15 protein-coding genes are annotated in these 17,748 nt (G+C 70.7%); 10 read left to right on the forward strand and 5 right to left on the reverse strand.

Going from position 1 to position 17,748, the window contains the following annotated elements; all coding sequences use genetic code 11:
- Positions 1–11 precede the first annotated feature (11 nt).
- The 10 genes from AMS65_RS09335 (at position 12) to aroB (ending at position 10,990) form a co-directional block, all read left to right on the forward strand.
- Positions 12–1,352 carry a replication-associated recombination protein A gene (locus tag AMS65_RS09335; protein ID WP_053384138.1) on the forward strand — a complete coding sequence of 447 codons (1,341 nt, stop codon included), beginning with the start codon at positions 12–14 and terminating at the stop codon, positions 1,350–1,352.
- A gap of 319 nt (positions 1,353–1,671) precedes the next feature.
- Positions 1,672–2,301 (forward strand): 30S ribosomal protein S4, encoded by a 630-nt coding sequence (rpsD, locus tag AMS65_RS09340; protein WP_053383885.1) that lies wholly within the window; start codon positions 1,672–1,674, stop codon positions 2,299–2,301.
- A 167-nt stretch (positions 2,302–2,468) separates the two neighbouring features.
- Positions 2,469–2,702, forward strand: a complete 234-nt coding sequence (locus tag AMS65_RS09345; RefSeq protein ID WP_053383886.1) for a hypothetical protein — start codon at positions 2,469–2,471, stop codon at positions 2,700–2,702.
- A gap of 62 nt (positions 2,703–2,764) precedes the next feature.
- Positions 2,765–5,419 carry an alanine--tRNA ligase gene (gene alaS / locus AMS65_RS09350; protein WP_053383887.1) on the forward strand — a complete coding sequence of 885 codons (2,655 nt, stop codon included), beginning with the start codon at positions 2,765–2,767 and terminating at the stop codon, positions 5,417–5,419.
- A gap of 13 nt (positions 5,420–5,432) precedes the next feature.
- The gene (ruvX, locus tag AMS65_RS09355; RefSeq protein ID WP_053383888.1) at positions 5,433–5,930 is read left to right on the forward strand and encodes a Holliday junction resolvase RuvX; all 498 of its coding nucleotides are present in this window, start codon (positions 5,433–5,435) and stop codon (positions 5,928–5,930) included.
- The gene (gene mltG, locus AMS65_RS09360) at positions 5,927–7,024 is read left to right on the forward strand and encodes an endolytic transglycosylase MltG (RefSeq protein WP_053383889.1); all 1,098 of its coding nucleotides are present in this window, start codon (positions 5,927–5,929) and stop codon (positions 7,022–7,024) included. Before ruvX ends, mltG begins: the two co-directional genes overlap by 4 nt.
- Positions 7,024–7,977 carry a shikimate dehydrogenase family protein gene (locus AMS65_RS09365; protein WP_241489401.1) on the forward strand — a complete coding sequence of 318 codons (954 nt, stop codon included), beginning with the start codon at positions 7,024–7,026 and terminating at the stop codon, positions 7,975–7,977. The genes mltG and AMS65_RS09365 overlap by 1 nt, the downstream gene beginning before the upstream one ends.
- A 5-nt stretch (positions 7,978–7,982) precedes the next feature.
- Positions 7,983–9,179, forward strand: coding sequence for a chorismate synthase (gene aroC / locus AMS65_RS09370; RefSeq protein ID WP_053383890.1), 1,197 nt, complete (start codon positions 7,983–7,985; stop codon positions 9,177–9,179).
- On the forward strand, positions 9,176–9,910 hold the full coding sequence (locus tag AMS65_RS09375) for a shikimate kinase (RefSeq protein WP_053383891.1): 735 nt from the start codon (positions 9,176–9,178) through the stop codon (positions 9,908–9,910). Before aroC ends, AMS65_RS09375 begins: the two co-directional genes overlap by 4 nt.
- The gene (gene aroB / locus AMS65_RS09380) at positions 9,911–10,990 is read left to right on the forward strand and encodes a 3-dehydroquinate synthase (RefSeq protein ID WP_053383892.1); all 1,080 of its coding nucleotides are present in this window, start codon (positions 9,911–9,913) and stop codon (positions 10,988–10,990) included.
- Between the two features lie 22 nt (positions 10,991–11,012).
- Here aroB and AMS65_RS09385 read toward each other — a convergent pair whose 3' ends face one another.
- The 5 genes from AMS65_RS09385 to AMS65_RS09405 are packed head-to-tail and all read right to left on the reverse strand — an operon-like array spanning position 11,013 to position 17,645.
- A complete protein-coding gene (locus tag AMS65_RS09385; protein ID WP_053383893.1) occupies positions 11,013–12,542 on the reverse strand; it encodes a PucR family transcriptional regulator in 1,530 nt (509 codons plus the stop codon).
- Positions 12,536–13,573: a DUF917 domain-containing protein gene (locus tag AMS65_RS09390; protein WP_053383894.1), complete on the reverse strand. Its 1,038-nt coding sequence runs from the start codon at positions 13,571–13,573 to the stop codon at positions 12,536–12,538. Before AMS65_RS09390 ends, AMS65_RS09385 begins: the two co-directional genes overlap by 7 nt.
- 52 nt (positions 13,574–13,625) lie before the next feature.
- On the reverse strand, positions 13,626–14,726 hold the full coding sequence (locus AMS65_RS09395) for a DUF917 domain-containing protein (protein WP_053383895.1): 1,101 nt from the start codon (positions 14,724–14,726) through the stop codon (positions 13,626–13,628).
- Positions 14,723–16,276 (reverse strand): hydantoinase/oxoprolinase N-terminal domain-containing protein, encoded by a 1,554-nt coding sequence (locus AMS65_RS09400; RefSeq protein ID WP_053383896.1) that lies wholly within the window; start codon positions 16,274–16,276, stop codon positions 14,723–14,725. Before AMS65_RS09400 ends, AMS65_RS09395 begins: the two co-directional genes overlap by 4 nt.
- 40 nt (positions 16,277–16,316) lie before the next feature.
- A complete protein-coding gene (locus AMS65_RS09405; RefSeq protein ID WP_053383897.1) occupies positions 16,317–17,645 on the reverse strand; it encodes a purine-cytosine permease family protein in 1,329 nt (442 codons plus the stop codon).
- Positions 17,646–17,748 lie beyond the last annotated feature (103 nt).

Genomic DNA, 17,748 nt, shown 5'->3' on the forward strand with positions numbered 1-17,748 from the left:
TCGCGGTGCGGATGCGACCGCGCACGCTCGACGAGGTGGTGGGGCAGCAGCACCTGCTGAAGCCGGGATCTCCGCTGCGCACGCTCGCGGCGGGCACGGAGGGCGGCGGGGGAGCCGTGTCGGTGATCCTGTGGGGCCCCCCGGGCACGGGCAAGACCACGCTCGCCCAGGCGATCGCGCACTCGAGCGGCCGCCGATTCGTCGAGCTCTCGGCGATCACGGCGGGGATCAAGGACGTGCGCACGGTGATGGAGCGGGCGCTCAACGACCGGGATCTGTACGACATCGCCACGGTGCTCTTCCTCGACGAGATCCATCGCTTCACCAAGGCGCAGCAGGACGCGCTGCTGCCCGGCGTCGAGAACGGATGGGTGACGCTCGTCGCGGCGACCACCGAGAACCCGTCGTTCTCGGTGATCAGCCCGCTGCTCTCCCGCTCGCTGCTCCTGACCCTCGAACCGCTGCAGGACCCGGATCTGCGCACGCTGCTCGAGCGCTCCATCGCCGACCCGCGCGGTCTGGCTGGCGGCGTGACGGTCGAGGAGGAGGCGCTCGACGCCCTGGTGCAGTTGGCATCGGGCGACGCGCGCCGGGCGCTCACCGCGCTGGAGGCCGCCGCGGCCTCCGCGCTCGCGATGGACGGCCGGGAGGACGGCCCCGAGGACGGCTCCGAGGACGGCTCAGAGAGCGCCGCTCCGAGCGTGACCCCGGAGATCGTGTCGGCATCGGTCGACCGCGCCCTGCTGCGGTACGACCGCAACGGCGACCAGCACTACGACGTGATCAGCGCCTTCATCAAATCGATGCGCGGATCGGATCCCGACGCCGCGATCCACTACCTGGCGCGCATGATCGAGGCGGGGGAGGATCCGCGCTTCATCGCGCGCCGGCTCATGGTGCACGCGGCGGAGGACGTCGGCATGGCGGATCCGCAGGCGCTGCAGATCGCGGTCGCGGCGGCCGAGGCGACGCAGCTCATCGGTCTGCCGGAGGCCCGGATACCGCTCGCGGAGGCGACGATCTACATCGCGACGGCCCCCAAGTCGAACGCGGTCATCAGCGCCATCGACGCGGCGATCGCCGACGTCAAGCGCGGCAACTTCGGCCTCGTGCCGAAGCACCTGCGCGACGCCCACTACCCGGGCGCGAAGCGCATGGGGCACGGCAAGGGCTACCGCTATCCCCACAGCGACCCGCGGGGCGTGTCGCAGCAGCAGTACCTGCCCGACGAGCTGCATGACCGGGTCTACTACCAGCCGACGCTGCACGGCAACGAGCGAGAGGTCTCGGATCGCCTCGAGAAGATCCGGCGCATCACGCGCGGCGAGACGCGGAACTCCGGCGATTCCTGATTTTCGGACGCATCTGCTGCGGTATCCGGCTGATTCTGCAGCACACGGGACCCGAGAATGCGGCAGACGGTCTCTGGCCGGCGAAGAAGCGCGGAAGCTGATAGACTTGTCGCTGGCCAACATCGCTCCCGCTGCAGGCTGCAGGCGGGGTGCGTATGGCAGGCGCCCTGTAGCCGGGTTTCTGCAATGGTCGTTCCCTCACCGAAGACGGTGTGCTGCGTCGCGTGCATGACCCGCTCATGCGGGCGCAGCTTGGCCGAGAGAACACGCGGTTCCGCAATGAACCGCGATATGCAATCAGAAACCCGAAAGGACCCACGTGTCGACCACGTCGCGTACCCGCTCCAAGACCCGCCTCTCCCGTTCGCTCGGGATCGCCCTCACCCCGAAGGCCGCGCGCTACCTCGAGAAGCGCCCCTACGGCCCCGGCCAGCACGGCCGCACCAAGCGCAAGAGCGACAGCGACTACGCCGTCCGCCTGCGCGAGAAGCAGCGTCTCCGGGCCCAGTACGGCATCCGCGAGAAGCAGCTCACCATCGCCTTCAAGGAGGCGCGTCGTCAGGATGGCCTGACCGGTGAGAACCTGGTCGAGCTGCTCGAGATGCGTCTCGACGCGCTCGTGCTGCGCGCCGGCTTCGCCCGCACCACGTCGCAGGCCCGCCAGCTCGTCGTGCACCGCCACATCCTCGTCGACGGCAAGATCGTCGACCGCCCGTCGTTCCGCGTGAAGCCGGGCCAGCTCATCCACGTCAAGGAGCGTTCGGAGGGCCTCGAGCCGTTCCAGGTCGCCGCTGCCGGCGGTCACGCCGAGGTGCTGCCCAACGTTCCGGGCTACCTCGAGGTCGAGCTCGACAAGCTCCAGGCCCGCCTGGTCCGCCGCCCGAAGCGCGCCGAGGTCCCCGTGACCTGCGAGGTGCAGCTCGTGGTCGAGTACTACTCGGGTCGCTAAGCACTCGCGCACCCAGGGGCGCCGGAATCCGAGAGATCGGGATCCGGCGCCCTTTCGGCTATCCGGTCGTGTATCCGATGCTGCGTCGGGGGCTACCGCTAAGCTTGAGGGGTGCTTCTGACGCGCGGCGAATCCGTCGTGCTCGAACGGCGTAGGAGGAACCGGACATGCGCAAACTGCTGTGGCTCATGAGCGGCGTGGTGATGGGCTTCGTCGCCGCCCACTTCGTCAATCAGACACCGGAGGGGAGACGCTTCTTCACCCGCCTGAACCGGGGCGTCGAGGAGTTCAACCGCGCCTTCTCCGCGGGGTACCGCGAGGCCGAGGGCGAGGCCGAGGACCTGATCGACGACGTCGAGGAGGCGCTGCGGAAGCTGCGCGACAAGAACGCGGCGAGCTGAGCCGCGCGATCCCGCCCCACCTCACCACTTCAGCCCCTCCACTTCAGAAAGACACCGCTCGGATGCAGACCGCAGAGATCCACCGCCGCTGGCTCGACTTCTTCGAGAAGCGGGGGCACACCGTCGTGCCCTCGGCCTCCCTCGTGAGCGACGACCCCAGCCTCATGTTCACGGTGGCCGGCATGGTGCCCTTCGTGCCGTATCTCTCGGGGCTCGTGCCCGCGCCGTACCCCCGCGCCACGAGCGTGCAGAAGTGCATCCGCACCAACGACATCGAGGAGGTCGGCAAGACCCCTCGCCACGGCACCTTCTTCCAGATGTGCGGCAACTTCTCCTTCGGCGACTACTTCAAGGAGGGCGCGATCCGCTTCGCGTGGGAGCTGCTCACCACGAGCGAGGACGAGGGCGGCCTCGGGTTCGACCCGGAGGACCTGTGGGTCACTGTCTACGAGGACGACGACGAGGCGCTCGCGCTCTGGAAGCAGCACTCGACGCTGCCCGACGAGCGCATCCAGCGTCTCGGCAAAGACACGAACTACTGGTCGACGGGTCAGCCGGGCCCCGCCGGCCCCTGCTCCGAGATCTTCTACGACCTCGGTCCCGAGTACGGCATCGACGGCGGCCCCGTCACCGACGACGACCGCTACGTCGAGATCTGGAACCTCGTGTTCATGCAGTACCAGATCACCGATGTGCAGTCGAAGACCGACTTCACGATCGTCGGCGAGCTGCCGAACAAGAACATCGACACGGGCATGGGGCTCGAGCGCGTCGCCTTCATCAAGCAGGGCGTGCAGAACATGTACGAGATCGACCAGGTGCGGCCGGTGCTCGACCGCGCCGCCGAGCTCGCGGGCAAGACCTACGGTGCGAATCACGATGACGACGTGCGTCTGCGCGTGATCGCCGATCACGTGCGCAGCGGCCTCATGCTGATCGCCGACGGGGTGACCCCCTCGAACGAGGGGCGCGGCTACATCCTGCGCCGCCTGCTGCGCCGGGTGATCCGCTCGATGCGCCTGCTCGGCGTCGACGGCCCCACCTTCCCCGAGCTCTTCCCGGTGTCCCGCGATGCGATGCAGGCCGCCTATCCGGAGGTGGGACGCGACTTCGACTTCATCTCCCGTGCGGCCTACGCCGAGGAGAAGGCCTTCCTGCGCACGCTCGCCTCGGGCAGCCAGACCCTCGACGCCGCCGTCGCGGCGGCGAAGCAGGCCGACGCGGCGGTTCCGGGCGACACGGCGTTCCTGCTGCACGACACCTACGGCTTCCCGATTGAGCTGACCCTCGAGATCGCCGAGGAGGCCGGTGTCGCGGTGGATCGCGACGTCTTCACGACGCTCATGCAGGAGCAGCGCGACCGCGCCAAGGCCGATGCGAAGGCCAAGAAGGGCCAGCGCGCCGACCTCTCGGTGTACAAGGAGCTGCGCGGCCTGGGGGAGACGCTCTTCACGGGGTACGACGAGCTGCACCACGAGAGCCGCGTGCTCGGCATCGTGGTCGACGGTGCGCCCGTGCGCGAGGCGCGCGAGGGCGAGATCGCCGAGATCGTGCTGGCCGAGACGAGCCTGTGGGCCGAGTCCGGCGGTCAGGATTCGGATCAGGGTGTGATCGTGGGCGACGGCTTCGAGGCCGAGGTGCTCGACGTGCAGAAGCCCGTGCAGGGGCTCATCGTGCACACCGCCAAGGTGACGGTGGGCACGGTCGGTCTCGATGCCCGCGCCGAGACCCGCGTCGACGCCGACTACCGGCGCGGCGCCACTCAGGCCCACTCGGGCACGCACGTCGTGCACGCGGCCCTGCGGGAGGTGCTGGGAGCGAACGCGCACCAGGCCGGCTCGTACAACAAGGCCGGGTATCTGCGACTCGACTTCACGCACAGCGAGGCGCTCTCGGCCGAGACCCGGAGCGAGATCGAGGAGATCTCCAACCTCGCGATCCGTTCCGACTACGAGGTCGTGACCCGTGAGATGCCGATCGACGAGGCGAAGGCGCTCGGCGCCATGGCGCTCTTCGGCGAGAAGTACGGCGATCGCGTGCGCGTGGTCGACATCGGCGGACCCTGGTCGCGCGAGCTCTGCGCCGGCACCCACGTCGAGAGCTCGGCCGAGATCGGCATGATCAGCCTCGTCTCCGAGAGCTCGGTGGGCTCCACGAACCGGCGCATCGAATCGCTCGTGGGCATCGAGGCCTTCCGCAACTTCGCCGCCGAGCGCACCATCGTGCAGCAGCTCACGAGCGGCCTGAAGGTGCCGCGCGCCGAACTCGTGACCAAGGTGCAGGATATCGGGGCGCAGCTGCGCGCCGCCGAGAAGAAGATCGCCGCGCTCGAGGCCGAGAAGCTGACGCAGCGCGTGCCCGAGCTGCTCGCGGGCGCCGAGGATCTCGGCGGCGTGCGGGCGGTGCTGGGCTCGCTGGGCGGCGTCGGATCGGCCGACGACGTGCGCGGGCTCGCGCTGCAGCTGCGCGACCGCCTCGGCTCCGATGCCGGCGTGGTGGTGCTCGCGGGCGACGCGGCGGGCAAGCCCGTCGTCATCGCCGCGACCACCGCCGCCGCGCGCGACCGGGGCGTGCGGGCCGGTGACCTCGCGAAGCTCGGTGCGCAGGTGCTGGGCGGCGGAGGCGGCGGCAAGCCCGACCTCGCCCAGGGCGGCGGCACCGATCCCGCGAAGATCGGCGACGCGCTGGCCGAGATCCGCCGGAGCCTGAACTCGTGAAGGCAGCGGCCTAGTGCGCAGCGGCGTGCGGCTCGGGATCGACGTGGGCAAGGCCCGCGTCGGCGTGGCCCGGAGCGACCTGCACGGCATGCTCGCCACCCCGGTCGAGACCGTGCCGCGCGACCTCGGGGGAGATGCGGATCTGGTGCGCATCGCCGCGATCGCGACGGAGCACGACGCCTTCGAAGCGGTGGTCGGGCTCCCGCTGAACCTGCGGGGCGAGCGCACACCGTCGACCGAGGACGCCGAGCGCTTCGCGCAGCGCCTCGCCGACCGCCTGTCCGCCCAGGAGGTGTCGGTGCGGCTCGTCGACGAACGGCTGTCGACCGTGTCGGCCCAGGGCCAGCTGCGGCAGGCGGGCAAGAAGACCAAGCAGAGCCGATCCATCATCGATCAGGCGGCGGCGGTGGTGATCCTGCAGCACGCGCTCGACATCGAGCGCTCGCGGGATGAGGCGCCCGGCCACGCCGTCGACCCGGTGGAACGGCCCGAGGAGGGAATCCAGTCATGAACGCACGCACACGCAGCGAACCCCGGCATATCGGACGGCGTATCCTGATCACGCTGCTCGTGACCGCGCTGCTGCTCGGCGGCCTCGCGGCGGCGGGCGGCTACCTGTGGTCGCAGTACGGCGGCTCGATCTCGCAGATGCTCGGCTGGACGACCAACGACTACGAGGGCGAGGGGCACGGCGAGACCGTCGTCGTGATCACCGCCGGCGAGATCGGCGAGGACATCGCGGACACGCTGGCCGAAGCCGACGTGGTGAAGACCTCGGAGGCCTTCTACGATCTGCTGCTGGAGCAGGAGCCCGCGGTCGAGTTCCATCCCGGCTCGTATCGCGTGAAGCTGCAGATGAGTGCGCAGGCGGCGCTCGATGCGCTGCAGGATCCGGAGAACCGTATGGCGTTCACCGCGATGATCCCCGAGGGCAAGACCGTCGAGCAGACCCTCGAGATCGTGTCGGCCGGCGCCGACATCCCGCTTGAGGAGCTGCAGGCCGCGGCGGAGGACCTCTCTGCATTCGATCTCCCCGAGGGCGTCGACAGCCTCGAGGGCTGGCTCTTCCCGGCGACCTACGAGTTCGAGGAGGAGACGACCGGAGCCGAGGCCATCGCGCGCCTGGTGCGGGAGCAGCAGGCCGTGCTCGACGAGTTCGGCGTGGCGGTCGAGGATCGCGAGCGCGTGCTCACCATCGCGGCGATGGTGCAGCGCGAGGGCGGCCGGATCGAGGACTTCGGCAGGGTGTCGCGCGTCATCCAGAACCGCCTCGACGAGGGCATGCTGCTGCAGATGGACTCCACCGCTCAGTACGGCATGGGTCAGCACGACGACGGCAGCGTGTGGTCGACCGATGAGGCCCTGGCAGACGACAACCCGTGGAACACCTACGTGCACGAGGGCCTGCCCCGGGGCCCGATCGCCAATCCGGGCCGCGACGCCATCGCGGCCGCGATCGACCCGGAGGCGGGCGACTGGCTGTACTTCGTCGCGGTGAACCTCGACACGCGCGAGTCGGTGTTCTCGGCGACGCTCGAGGAGCACAACGCCGCGGTCGAACAGCTGAACCAGTGGTGCGTGGCGAACCCGGGCAAGGGCTGCTAGTGCCGATCGGCGGAGCGGGAGACGGGGTGCTGCGCGAGCGGCTCGCCGTACTGGGCTCGCCGATCGCACACTCGAAGTCGCCGGTGATCCACGCGGCCGCCTACGAGGTGCTCGGGCTCGACTGGTCGTACGACCGCGAGCGGCTCGAGGCCGAGGCGCTCGAGGCGTTCCTCGCCTCCCGCGGACCGGAGTGGCGAGGCTTCTCGCTCACGATGCCGCTGAAGGAGGAGGCGCACCGGATCGCGTCGGTGCTGGATCCGGTCGCCGCCGAGAGCGGCGTCGTGAACACGCTGCTGCGCATCGCGAGCGGCGTGGGCGCCGGACCGCGCTGGGCGGGGTTCAACACCGACGTTCCGGGACTCGCCGCGGCCATCGCGGGAGCGGGGCTCGACGCCTCGAACACGATCGTGATCGGATCGGGGGCGACCGCGGTCTCCGCGATCCTCGCGGCCAGGCGGCTGGGGGCGCAGCGGGTCGAGATCGTCGCGCGCAATACGGAGGCCATCGGCGACCTCGTCGGGCGCTTCGGCGGTACGAGCGAGCCCGGATCGGCGGCCGCGCTGCACGTGTCGGGCACCCCGATCGAGCGCCTCGAGGCGACGATGCAGCTGCGCGAGGTGCATCGGCCGACCCTGCAGCCGGCCGCCGATCCTGAGCCGACCCTCGTCATCTCCACGCTCCCCGGCCCCGCGGGCCGCGATCTCGCGCTCCCGGAGCGGCTGACGCGGATCCCGCTCTTCGACGTGGCCTACGACCCCTGGCCGTCGCCGCTCGCCGAGGGCTGGCAGGCCGCCGGCGGCGTGGCCCGTCCCGGCATCGACATGCTCGTGGAGCAGGCCGTCATCCAGATCCGCATCTTCATGCACGGCGATCCCGAGCGACCGCTCCCGGACGAGGTGCGCGTGCGGGAGGCGATGCGCGGCGCGGCGGGGCTCCCCGATATGGGAGGATAGAAGGTATGCTGCGTTGGCTTACCGCCGGAGAATCTCACGGCCCTGAACTGATCGCCGTCCTCGAGGGACTGCCCGCTGGTGTTCCCGTCTCGCTCGACGGCATCCGCGAGGATCTCGCCCGTCGCAAGCTCGGCTACGGCCGCGGCTCGCGCATGAAGTTCGAGCAGGACGAGCTGCACCTCTCGGGCGGGGTGGTGCAGGGCGTCTCCATCGGCGGTCCCGTCGCGATCCGCATCGGCAACACCGAGTGGCCCAAGTGGGTCGAGGTGATGAGCGCCGAGAAGACCGAGCTCTCGGAGAAGTCGCGGGGCCGCGGTGCACCGCTCACCCGTCCGCGTCCGGGGCACGCCGACCTCGCCGGAATGCAGAAGTACGGCTTCGACGAGGCCCGTCCGGTGCTAGAGCGGGCGAGCGCCCGGGAGACCGCCGCGCGCGTCGCCCTCGGCGCCGTCGCCCGCGCGTTCCTCGCCGAGCTCGGCATCCGCCTCGTCAGCCACACCGTGTCGCTCGGCGAGATCGCCGCGCCCGCCGACGGCCCGCTGCCGCGCCCGGAGGACGTCGCCGCGCTCGACGCCGATCCGCTGCGCTGCTTCGACGCCGAGACGAGCGCCCGCATGGTCGAGGAGGTCGACGACACCAAGAAGTCGGGCGACACCATCGGCGGTGTGGTGGAGGTGCTCGCCTACGGCCTGCCGGTCGGCCTCGGCTCGTACGTGCACTGGGACCGCCGCCTCGATTCGCGTCTCGCCGGCGCGCTCATGGGCATCCAGGCGATCAAGGCGGTCGAGGTCGGCGACGGCTTCGAGACGACTCGTCGCCGCGGCTCGGCCGCGCACGACGAACTGCACATCGCCGACGGGCGCATCGCCCGCGAGACGGGCCGTGCCGGCGGTATCGAGGGCGGCATGACGACCGGCCAGGTGCTGCGCGTGCGTGCGGGCATGAAACCGATCGCCACGGTGCCGCACGCCCTGCCCACGGTCGACATCGCAACCGGCGAGGAGTCGAAGGCCCACCACCAGCGCAGCGACGTCTCGGCGGTGCCGGCCGCCGGCGTGGTGGCAGAGGCGATGGTGGCACTCGTGCTGGCCGACGCGGTCTCGGAGAAGTTCGGCGGCGACAGCGTGGCCGAGACGAAGCGCAACCTCGAGTCGTATCTGGCGGCGATTCCAGAGCGGCTGGCGACCGTCATCGAATCGTGAGCGCGCACCGGCGGGTGAATCGAGCCTCCGGGCCCCCGGCCCCGAGGCCGAAGCCAGGGCCGCCGACCACCCCGATCCGGCAGCAGCCGTCGCAGGACGAGGCGGCGGCGGGGAGCCCGAGCGAGACTCAGGACCGTGCAGCGCCCGCCAAGGGCCGGTCGCGCCGCCGGCGCCGTCGGCGTGCGGGATCCCGCCTGCCGGAGCGCGCCATCGTCTTCGTCGGCCCCATGGCGGCGGGCAAGACGAGCCTCGGCAAGCGCGTGGCCCGCGAGCTCGGCATCCCCTTCGTCGACTCCGACGCGGTGTTCGTGCGCAGGTACGGGGTCATCGCCGACTTCTTCACGACGCACGGAGAGGCCGAGTTCCGGCGGCTCGAGGCCGAGGTGATCGCGGAGGAGCTCGCCGTTCCCGGCAGCCGCATCGTCGCGCTCGGCGGCGGCGCGGTGATCACGGAGAGCACCCGCCGACTGCTGGAGCAGCATCCGGTGGTGCTGCTGCTGACCACGCAGGACGCGGTGCTGCGCACCGCGAACCTGTCGCGCCGGCCGCTGCTGCGCGACGATCCGGAGGCCTGGGGTCGCATCCTCGAGGAGCGCCGGCCATACTACGAGGAGGTGGCCGACGTCACCTACCGCACCGATCGCGCCACCAAGGAGCAGCTCGCCCGCCGGGTCGCCCAGTGGGCGCGGGCCTACGCGCGGAAGCACAATGACAACGAGAGGGAGCAGTAGATGAGCGACGCCATCGTCATTCCGGTCACCGGTGAGAGCGAGTACGCCGTGACCGTGGGGCACGGGGTGCTCGACCGCGTGCCCGAGGCCCTCGGCGACCGCGTGGCGAAGGTGCTCATCGTGCACACCTCCACCGTCGGCAAACTCGCCGACGAGCTGCGCGAGGCGCTGCAGGAGCGCTACGCGCAGGTGCTGCTCGCCGAAGTGCCCGACGCCGAGGCCGCCAAGCGCGTCGAGGTCGCGGCGTTCTGCTGGCAGATCATGGGGCAGGCCGATTTCACGCGCACCGACGCGGTGATCGGGCTGGGCGGCGGAGCCGTCACCGATCTGGCCGGATTCGTCGCGGCGACCTGGCTGCGCGGTGTGCGGCTCGTGCAGATCCCCACGACGGTGCTCGGCATGGTCGACGCCTCCGTCGGCGGCAAGACCGGCATCAACACCGCCGAGGGCAAGAACCTCGTCGGGTGCTTCTACGCCCCCGCGGCTGTGATCTGCGATCTCGACCTGCTCGCGACGCTGCCGAAGAACGAGATCCTCGCGGGTTTCGCCGAGGTCGCGAAGTGCGGCTTCATCGCCGAGCCCGAGATCCTCGACATCATCGAGGCCGACACGGAACGCGCCACCGACCCCGGCAGCCCCGAATTCCAGCGGCTCATCGAGCTCGCGATCCGGGTCAAGGCGCGGGTCGTCTCCGAGGACTTCCGCGAGGGCGGGCTGCGCGAGATCCTCAACTACGGGCACACGCTCGGCCACGCGATCGAGCACGCCGAGCGCTACCAATGGCGGCACGGCGTGGCGATCTCGATCGGCATGATGTACGCGGCGGAGCTCGGCCGACTGGCCGGCTCGCTCTCCGACGAGGCGGTGGAGCGGCACCGCAGGGTGCTCTCGGCGCTCACGCTGCCGCTCTCGTACCCGGCCGGGCGCTGGCCCGGGCTGCTCGCCGCGATGCAGCGGGACAAGAAGGCGCGCGCGGGCATGCTGCGCTTCATCGTGCTCGACGACATCGCCAAGCCGCGGGTGCTCGCGGGCGTCGACGACTCGATGCTGCAGTTCGCGTATCAGGAGATCGCTGCCTGACCCCGCAGCGAACAGACGCACCCTAGCCGCGGGAGTCGAGCACCGCGCGGCACGCCAGGTGCAGCGCGAGCCGGGTCTCCGGCGAGGCGAGGTCCACTCCGACGAGCTCCTGCGCGCGCTGCACCCGGATCGCCACCGTGTTGCGGTGCAGCCCGAGCGCGGCCGCGGTCGCCTGGATGCCCGACTCGTGATCAAGATACGCCGCGAGCGTGTCGAGCAGTTCGGGAGCCTCGGAGAGCAGCGGGGCGAGCAGCGACTCGGCGGCCGGGAGGAAGGTGTCGGTGCCCGTCCACGCGAGCAGCAGCTGCTCGAGCCCCAGGCTGTCGACGCGCACGAGATATCCGCTGCCGGAGCGGGAGGTCGCGATCTTCGCGGCGTCCGCGGCCTCGCTGAGCGTTCGTGAGAGTCCGGCTTCGCCGCTCTGGAGCGAACCGACGCCGAGCGCGATGTCCCGCGTGGTACGCAGGTGCTGATGCACCCGGTGCAGCCGGCTCGCGTAGGCCTCGACCTCCTGCGCGGTCGGAGGCTCGACGAGGCTCAACCACCCGAGCACGCTCGGCCCCGCGAGCGCCGCGTGCGCTTCGACCGAGACGGTGCTGAGCTCGTGGGAGACGGCCCTCAGCAGCCCGATCGGGTCGACCCGGCCCCGCGGCGTGAACTGGAAGCCCAGGTGGTAACCGCTCGTGCGCCATCCGCGCTCCGACATGCGGCGCTGGACGTCGGGATCGCGCGTGCCGCGCAGCTCCACGAAGTCGCGCAGCAGGTCCGAGGAGGCCGACGCGTCGTTCACCGCCGCGAGCTCGTCGATGAGGATGCGCGCGGCCACCGCGGGCATCATGATCTCGGCGACGGTGGAGAGCGTGCGCAGCTGTGCGTCGCCCAGTCCGGTGCCGAACACGACGAGGCGAAGCCCCGCTCGGGTGGAGCTGTCGATGCGCACCGACGCGGCCGCGGTGCTCCCGAGCCGGGCGACGCTGATCCACCGCGAGAATTCGAGAGCCGCGTGCAGCTCGGGTTCGAGCTCGCCGCCCGCCTGCTGCACCGGAGCGCTCCCGTCGACGAGGGCGATGCCGTGCCCGATCGCGGCGGAGAGGTGCCCGAGCAGGTCCGAGAGGTCCGCCGCGGGGTACTGGAAGGCGTGGGCGACCTTGCGCACGTAGTCGATGGTGAGCGCGTCGCGCGCCTGCTGCAGCTGCCAGCAGGCGCGGGCGAGGTCGAACGGGCGCACGACGTCGAGCAGGGCGAGGCCGAGCCGGTCCGCGAGCCTGCGCGAGCCGGCCTCGGCGCCGGCGGCTCCCGGGGCCGCGAGCGCGGCGAACCCCCGGTCGCGCACCCTGCGGATCAGGGAATCCTGCTGCCAGGTCGCGGCCGGGAACGGGGTGGTCAGTACGAGCAGGCCGCCGTCGGCCCGTGCCTCGGGATCGTCGACGGCCACCTCCGTCCACTCGCCCGCGGCCGTCGCCCCGACGACCGTCAGCCCGCCGCTGTCGGGGTGCGCGAGCAGCGCGGCGAGGTCGAAGCCGGCCGGGACCGCGCGGGGGTTCGTCACCATGCGGGATCCAATCCCTGAAGTCCGTACGAGGAGGGGAACGCGCTGCGGGCTCTCACCGGGTCTCCCCGCCACCAGTCGTCGGCGGGGAGCGTCAGGATCGCGATGTCCCGGTTCAGCCGCAGCTCGGTGACCTCGATGAGCTCTCGCGACTGCGCGTCGAGGGCGACGATGAAGTCGGGTGCCGCGGCCACCGGCTCCCCGTCGGCGAGCACCGCGAGATACTCGGACCGGCCGACGAGCCGGAGCACCGCTCCGTCCTCTCCGCCGATCTCGGTCGTGTGCACGTGGGGATCGGCGCGGTCCTGCGAGATCCCGAGCACCCGGCCCTGCCCGATGAGATCGGCGCCGATCCTCGAGGCCAGCTCTGCGAGCGTCCCGGCCCTGGTGTCGACGAGTGCGGCGCCGATCCGCAGGGACTGGCGCAGGTGCCCGTGGATCGAGTGCGCGACGAGGTCGCCCGCGGTGAACCCCGCGACGAGGATGTACCCGACGCCTCCAGCCTGGATGATCGACGCGCGCATCAGCTGATCCACGTCGCTAGCCCGGTCCGAGCGCACGAGCGAGATGCCGCCCGCGCCGGTACCGCAGACGGCGAAGAGCCCGGGCACGCGATCGAGGAACAGTGTGGAGCGATCGAGCGTGGGAACCGCGCGTCCGCTGCAGTCGGCGTCGACGAGCGTGCGGTCGTCGGAGAAGAAGAACGGGGTGAGGGCGTTCGTCCCGCCGCCTTCGAGCGAGCAGACGGCGTCGAGCCGTTCGCCGATCCAGCGCTCCGCGACCTCGATGAGCGGGGCGAACGCGTCGAGCTCGGGGAGCCGCTCCTCCAGGAGCATCGTGGAGCCGGCGAACGCCGGTGCGAAGCACGGAGTGCGCGCATCCAGCTCGTCCGGCGAGAACGCCGACGCCGGCCCTTCGAAGCTCCGGCTGAGCATGAGCTCGACGTGCCTCGGGGAACCGCCGCCGCCCGAACCGCAGAACGCGGCTCCCGCCGAGATGATCGGCAGGTCGTCCGCGGTGATGGTGAACGGCATGATCCCCAGCGTAGGGGGTCGGGCGGCGGACCGCCCGATTCCCCCGACGACGTCACTCCCCGCGGTGCGCGATCGGCTCTCCGGCTCGGATCGAGCCGTCGAAGCGGTGCGGATCGAGGTCGTATCCGAAGTACCGGGGTCCGACGAGTTCGATGGCCTCGGGGGAGTGCCAGCGCTCGTCCGCGGGCGCGGCGATGACCCTGACCCGCTGCCCGTAGCGGAGCCCCTCGGTGGTGATGGGTTCGCCGCTCTCGTGGTCGAGCACCATGATGAGGTCCGGCGCCGTCGCGAGCACCTCCCCGTCCAGGGCGGCGATGAGGTGCTCGTTCTGGAAGGAGAGCTCGAGCGTGCGGTCTCCCTCCGAGATCACGGCGCGCCCGCGGGCGAAACCGCTGGTCGTGGCGCGCGCGACGTCGACCACCTTGCCGCCGAACAGCACCCGGCCGCCGAGCAGCTCGGCGACCCGGACGACCGCGTCGGCCTTCTCGGAACGGGCCTCGAGGATGCCCCGTCCGACCGCCGCGCAGAGGCTCAGCGAATCCCGCACGAGCGTCTTCCGCGCCGTCTCGCCCGACATGTGGAACCCGGACAGCATGATGGAGCAGCCCATCTCGACCGCCGCCACGCGGATGATGCGCTCGCCCCAGATGTTGTCGATCGTGCGCAGCACGCCGATGTTCCCCTTCTCGTCCGCGTACGCGAGCGGCGAGGCCTGGACCCCGTAGAGCGTCGGCAGCACCATCTGGAGCTCGGGGAAGGCCCGGCCCATGCCGTCGCCGTCGATGAGGGGGAGCCCGAGGGCCGCGGCCGCCGCGATCGGGATCGTCGAGTTCACGCCGCCGACCTCGATGCACATGATGTGCGTCACGGGGCTGCCGTAGTGCTCGCTGAGCTCCTGCAGCGGGAGCACGACCGAGTCGAGGCTCGGCAGCTTCTCCACCATGACGGTGGGGGCGCCCAGCATCGAGACGTTGGCGACGACGGCGTCATCGGGCAGCTCGTCGAGCGAGACCACCGTCACGTCCCCGTGCGCCCGCAGCGCCTGCTTGGCGAGCAGGCCGCCGATGTACGGGTCGCCGCCACCACCGGTGCCGAGCACCGCCGAACCGCGGGCGATGTCGTCGATGTCGTCTACTGAGATGGTCCAGCTCATGGTCGTACCTCCATATCCAGGTCGCCGACGGCCTTCGCCCTGATGCGGGTCGCATTGCCCGGCAGGTAGGGGATCGGCACCTCGTCGAAGTCGATGATCGTGACGGTCGATGGGCTCGCGCCGGCGGCGACGGCCCGCTCCTCGGCCTCCGCGCGCACCTCGGCGATCGTTCGTTCGCGGTCTCCCGGATCGATCGAGTAGACCTTGTCGATCTCCCCGCCGACCTGGGCGATCGAGGCGCCGATCGCGTTGGCCACGGCGTAGTTCTCGGGCTTCGACACCTCGCCGAAGATCGGGAGCCGGTCGGGGAGCAGCACCGATCCGCCGCCGACCGCGACCACCGGGATCGGCTCGGGCGAGGTGCGCATGCGGTCCACGGCTTCCGCGATGCGTTCCGAGATGCGATCCAGCACGCGCTGCACGAAGGCCGGATCGAGGTGCGCGACCCGGGATCGGTCCCCGATGTCGGCGCGGCCCGCGGCGACGGCGATGTCGGTCGCGGTGAGCGTCGATCCGCCGAACACGAGCGCCTCGGTCTGGAGCCGGTAGCCGACCGACTCGGGCCCCACCTCCGCGGTGTCCTCGTCCACGATGCTGCCGCCGCCGATCCCGAGCGAGAGCACGTCGGGCATGCGGAAGTTGGTGCGGATGCCGGCGACCTTCACCTCGTTCGCCGTCTCGCGGGGGAAGCCGTTGATCAGGAGTCCGATGTCGGCGGTCGTGCCGCCGACATCGATGACGGCGCAGGTGCTGAGTCCGCTCGTCAGCGCGGCGCCCCGCATGGAGTTGGTCGGGCCGGAGGCGAAGGTCGCGACCGGATAGCGTCGCACGTAATCCTCGTCCATCAGGGTGCCGTCGTTCTGGCTCAGGAAGATCGGCGCGGTGATGCCCTGGGCGCGCACCGCCGAGGTGAGCCCGTCGACGATCTCGGAGGCGAGCTCGCGGAGGGCGGCGTTGATCACGGTCGCGTTCTCGCGCTCGAGCAGCCCGATGCGGCCGATCTCGTGCGAGAGCGAGATCGCGACGCCTTCGCCGAGCACCTCGGCGATGATCGCGGCGGCCTCGACCTCCAGGTCGTGGTTCACCGGGCTGAAGACCGAGGAGATCGCGACTGAGCGGATGCCGTGCTCGCGCATGTCGGCCGCGTGCCGGCGCAGCTCCTGGGGATCGAGCGGGCTGATGGGGCGCCCGTCGAACTCGTATCCGCCGTGCGCGAGGTAGCTGCGCGCCTCGATGGCGGCCGTGAGCTCTGCCGGCCAGTCGATGAGCGGGGGCAGCGCCTCGGTCGCGGGCAGGCCGAGACGCAGGGCCGCGGTCGGCGCCAGCCGCTTCGCCTGCACGAGGGCGTTGATGAAGTGGGTGGTGCCGATCATCACGGCGGCGATGTCCGAGCCTTCGAAGTGATGCGCGGAGCGCAGGTCCTCGATCGCCTGGACGATGCCGCTCGTCACCTCGGGGGTGGTCGAGTGCTTGACGCCGGCGAGGGTCCGGATGCCGTCCATGAGCACGGCGTCTGTGTTCGTGCCGCCGACATCGATGCCGATATGCATGGTTCTCGCTTTCATGGGTGTGAGAGGGTCGGGGAGCCGCTCAGACGGCTGCGAGCTGTTCGGGCTCGCGGGTGGGGGCCGAGCCGACGGCGCGGAGCCAGCCGAACCTGCCGGCGGCGATGTAGAGCACCATCGAGATCAGCAGAGAGATCACCGCCGGAATGCCCCAGGTGATGAAGTAGCCGGCGACGGAGGAGACCACCCAGATGACGATGGTCACCGGAACGATTCGCGGAGCGGAGACGGGAAGACGTCCGTCCGCGCGCGATGCCTCGAGTTCCGGGCGCCAGCGCTTCACGATGTAGTACTCGGCGACCATGATGCCCGCGATCGGCGGGAAGGCGACCGAGAGCAGGATGAGGAAGTCGGTGAACTGGCTGAGGATGCCCGCCGCGGCGAGGATCGAGCCGACGACGCCGAGCACGATCGTGGTGGCGGCCCGGTGCAGGTGCTTGCCGAAGGCGGTCGAGATGAAGTTCACGAGGCCGAGGGTCGACGAGTAGAGGTTCCAGTCGTTGATCTTCAAGGTGCCGGTGATGACGATGAGCAGGCCCACGACGCCGACCGAGGAGGTGATGATCGCGACGATGTCGCCGCTCGCCGCCGCGTGCGCCACGAGCACGCCCGAGAGGCCGATGACGAACTCGCCGAGCGTGACTCCGACGACGGTCTGCTTGACGACGTCGGCGCGCGAGCGGTTGAAACGGGTCATGTCGGACGAGATGATCGCCCCGACGATGAGGCCGCCCGCGACGATTCCCGTGCCGGCCCAGACGCTCATCGTCGGACCGGGGGCCGGGCCGGTGAGCAGCTCGCCGAGGTCGTGCCGGGAGATCTCGGTGATGATCGACCAACCGACGAGCACGAGGAACAGCGGTACGGTGATGTTCGCGAGCCACTGCATGCCGCTGAAGCCGAACACGACGATCGCGGTCACCGCCAGACCGAAGAGCAGGCTCCAGAGCCAGACCGGCATGACGCCGGGCACGAGGCTGTCGAGCGATTGCGCCGAGATCGCCGACTGGATCCCGAACCACCCGACGAGGCTGATGCCGATCGCGAGCCCCACGAGTGCGGCACCGATCTCGCCGAAGCCGGTCCAGCGGGCGAGGAGCGCGGTGTTGAGGCCCTCGCGCTGGCCGATGAAGCCGACGAAGACGATGACGATCTCGAGGATGATGGAGCCGAAGAGGAACGCGAGCGCCGCCTCCCCGAACGTCATCGAGTAGCCGAGCGTCGCGCCGAGCAGGAACTGGGTGAGGGCCGAGACCTGGCCGAACCGCTGCACTGCGATTCCGAACCAGTGCTTGCGAGATGCGGCGGGGACTCGGCTGAGTGCGAAGTCGTCGCCGTGAGTGTTCCGGGACATGAGCATCCTTGCTGGTGAGAACGGGAGGGGTCACCGTCAGAGTAGGCTCGTCGCAGATCGGTGGACATGGGCATTCTGCATGAATCCGTCCGCTTGCCGTGCA

The organism is Leucobacter celer subsp. astrifaciens (assembly GCF_001273835.1).
Lineage (GTDB): Bacteria > Actinomycetota > Actinomycetes > Actinomycetales > Microbacteriaceae > Leucobacter > Leucobacter celer.

Excerpts from the sequence above, each read along its gene's own strand:
- AMS65_RS09335 (WP_053384138.1), top strand. The coding sequence starts at position 12 with ATGCGACCGCGCACGCTCGACGAGGTGGTGGGGCAGCAGCACCTGCTG.
- AMS65_RS09345 (WP_053383886.1), top strand. The coding sequence starts at position 2,469 with ATGCGCAAACTGCTGTGGCTCATGAGCGGCGTGGTGATGGGCTTCGTC.
- alaS (WP_053383887.1), top strand. The coding sequence starts at position 2,765 with ATGCAGACCGCAGAGATCCACCGCCGCTGGCTCGACTTCTTCGAGAAG.
- mltG (WP_053383889.1), top strand. The coding sequence starts at position 5,927 with ATGAACGCACGCACACGCAGCGAACCCCGGCATATCGGACGGCGTATC.
- aroC (WP_053383890.1), top strand. The coding sequence starts at position 7,983 with ATGCTGCGTTGGCTTACCGCCGGAGAATCTCACGGCCCTGAACTGATC.
- aroB (WP_053383892.1), top strand. The coding sequence starts at position 9,911 with ATGAGCGACGCCATCGTCATTCCGGTCACCGGTGAGAGCGAGTACGCC.
- AMS65_RS09385 (WP_053383893.1), bottom strand. The coding sequence starts at position 12,542 with ATGGTGACGAACCCCCGCGCGGTCCCGGCCGGCTTCGACCTCGCCGCG.
- AMS65_RS09390 (WP_053383894.1), bottom strand. The coding sequence starts at position 13,573 with ATGCCGTTCACCATCACCGCGGACGACCTGCCGATCATCTCGGCGGGA.
- AMS65_RS09395 (WP_053383895.1), bottom strand. The coding sequence starts at position 14,726 with ATGAGCTGGACCATCTCAGTAGACGACATCGACGACATCGCCCGCGGT.
- AMS65_RS09400 (WP_053383896.1), bottom strand. The coding sequence starts at position 16,276 with ATGCATATCGGCATCGATGTCGGCGGCACGAACACAGACGCCGTGCTC.
- AMS65_RS09405 (WP_053383897.1), bottom strand. The coding sequence starts at position 17,645 with ATGTCCCGGAACACTCACGGCGACGACTTCGCACTCAGCCGAGTCCCC.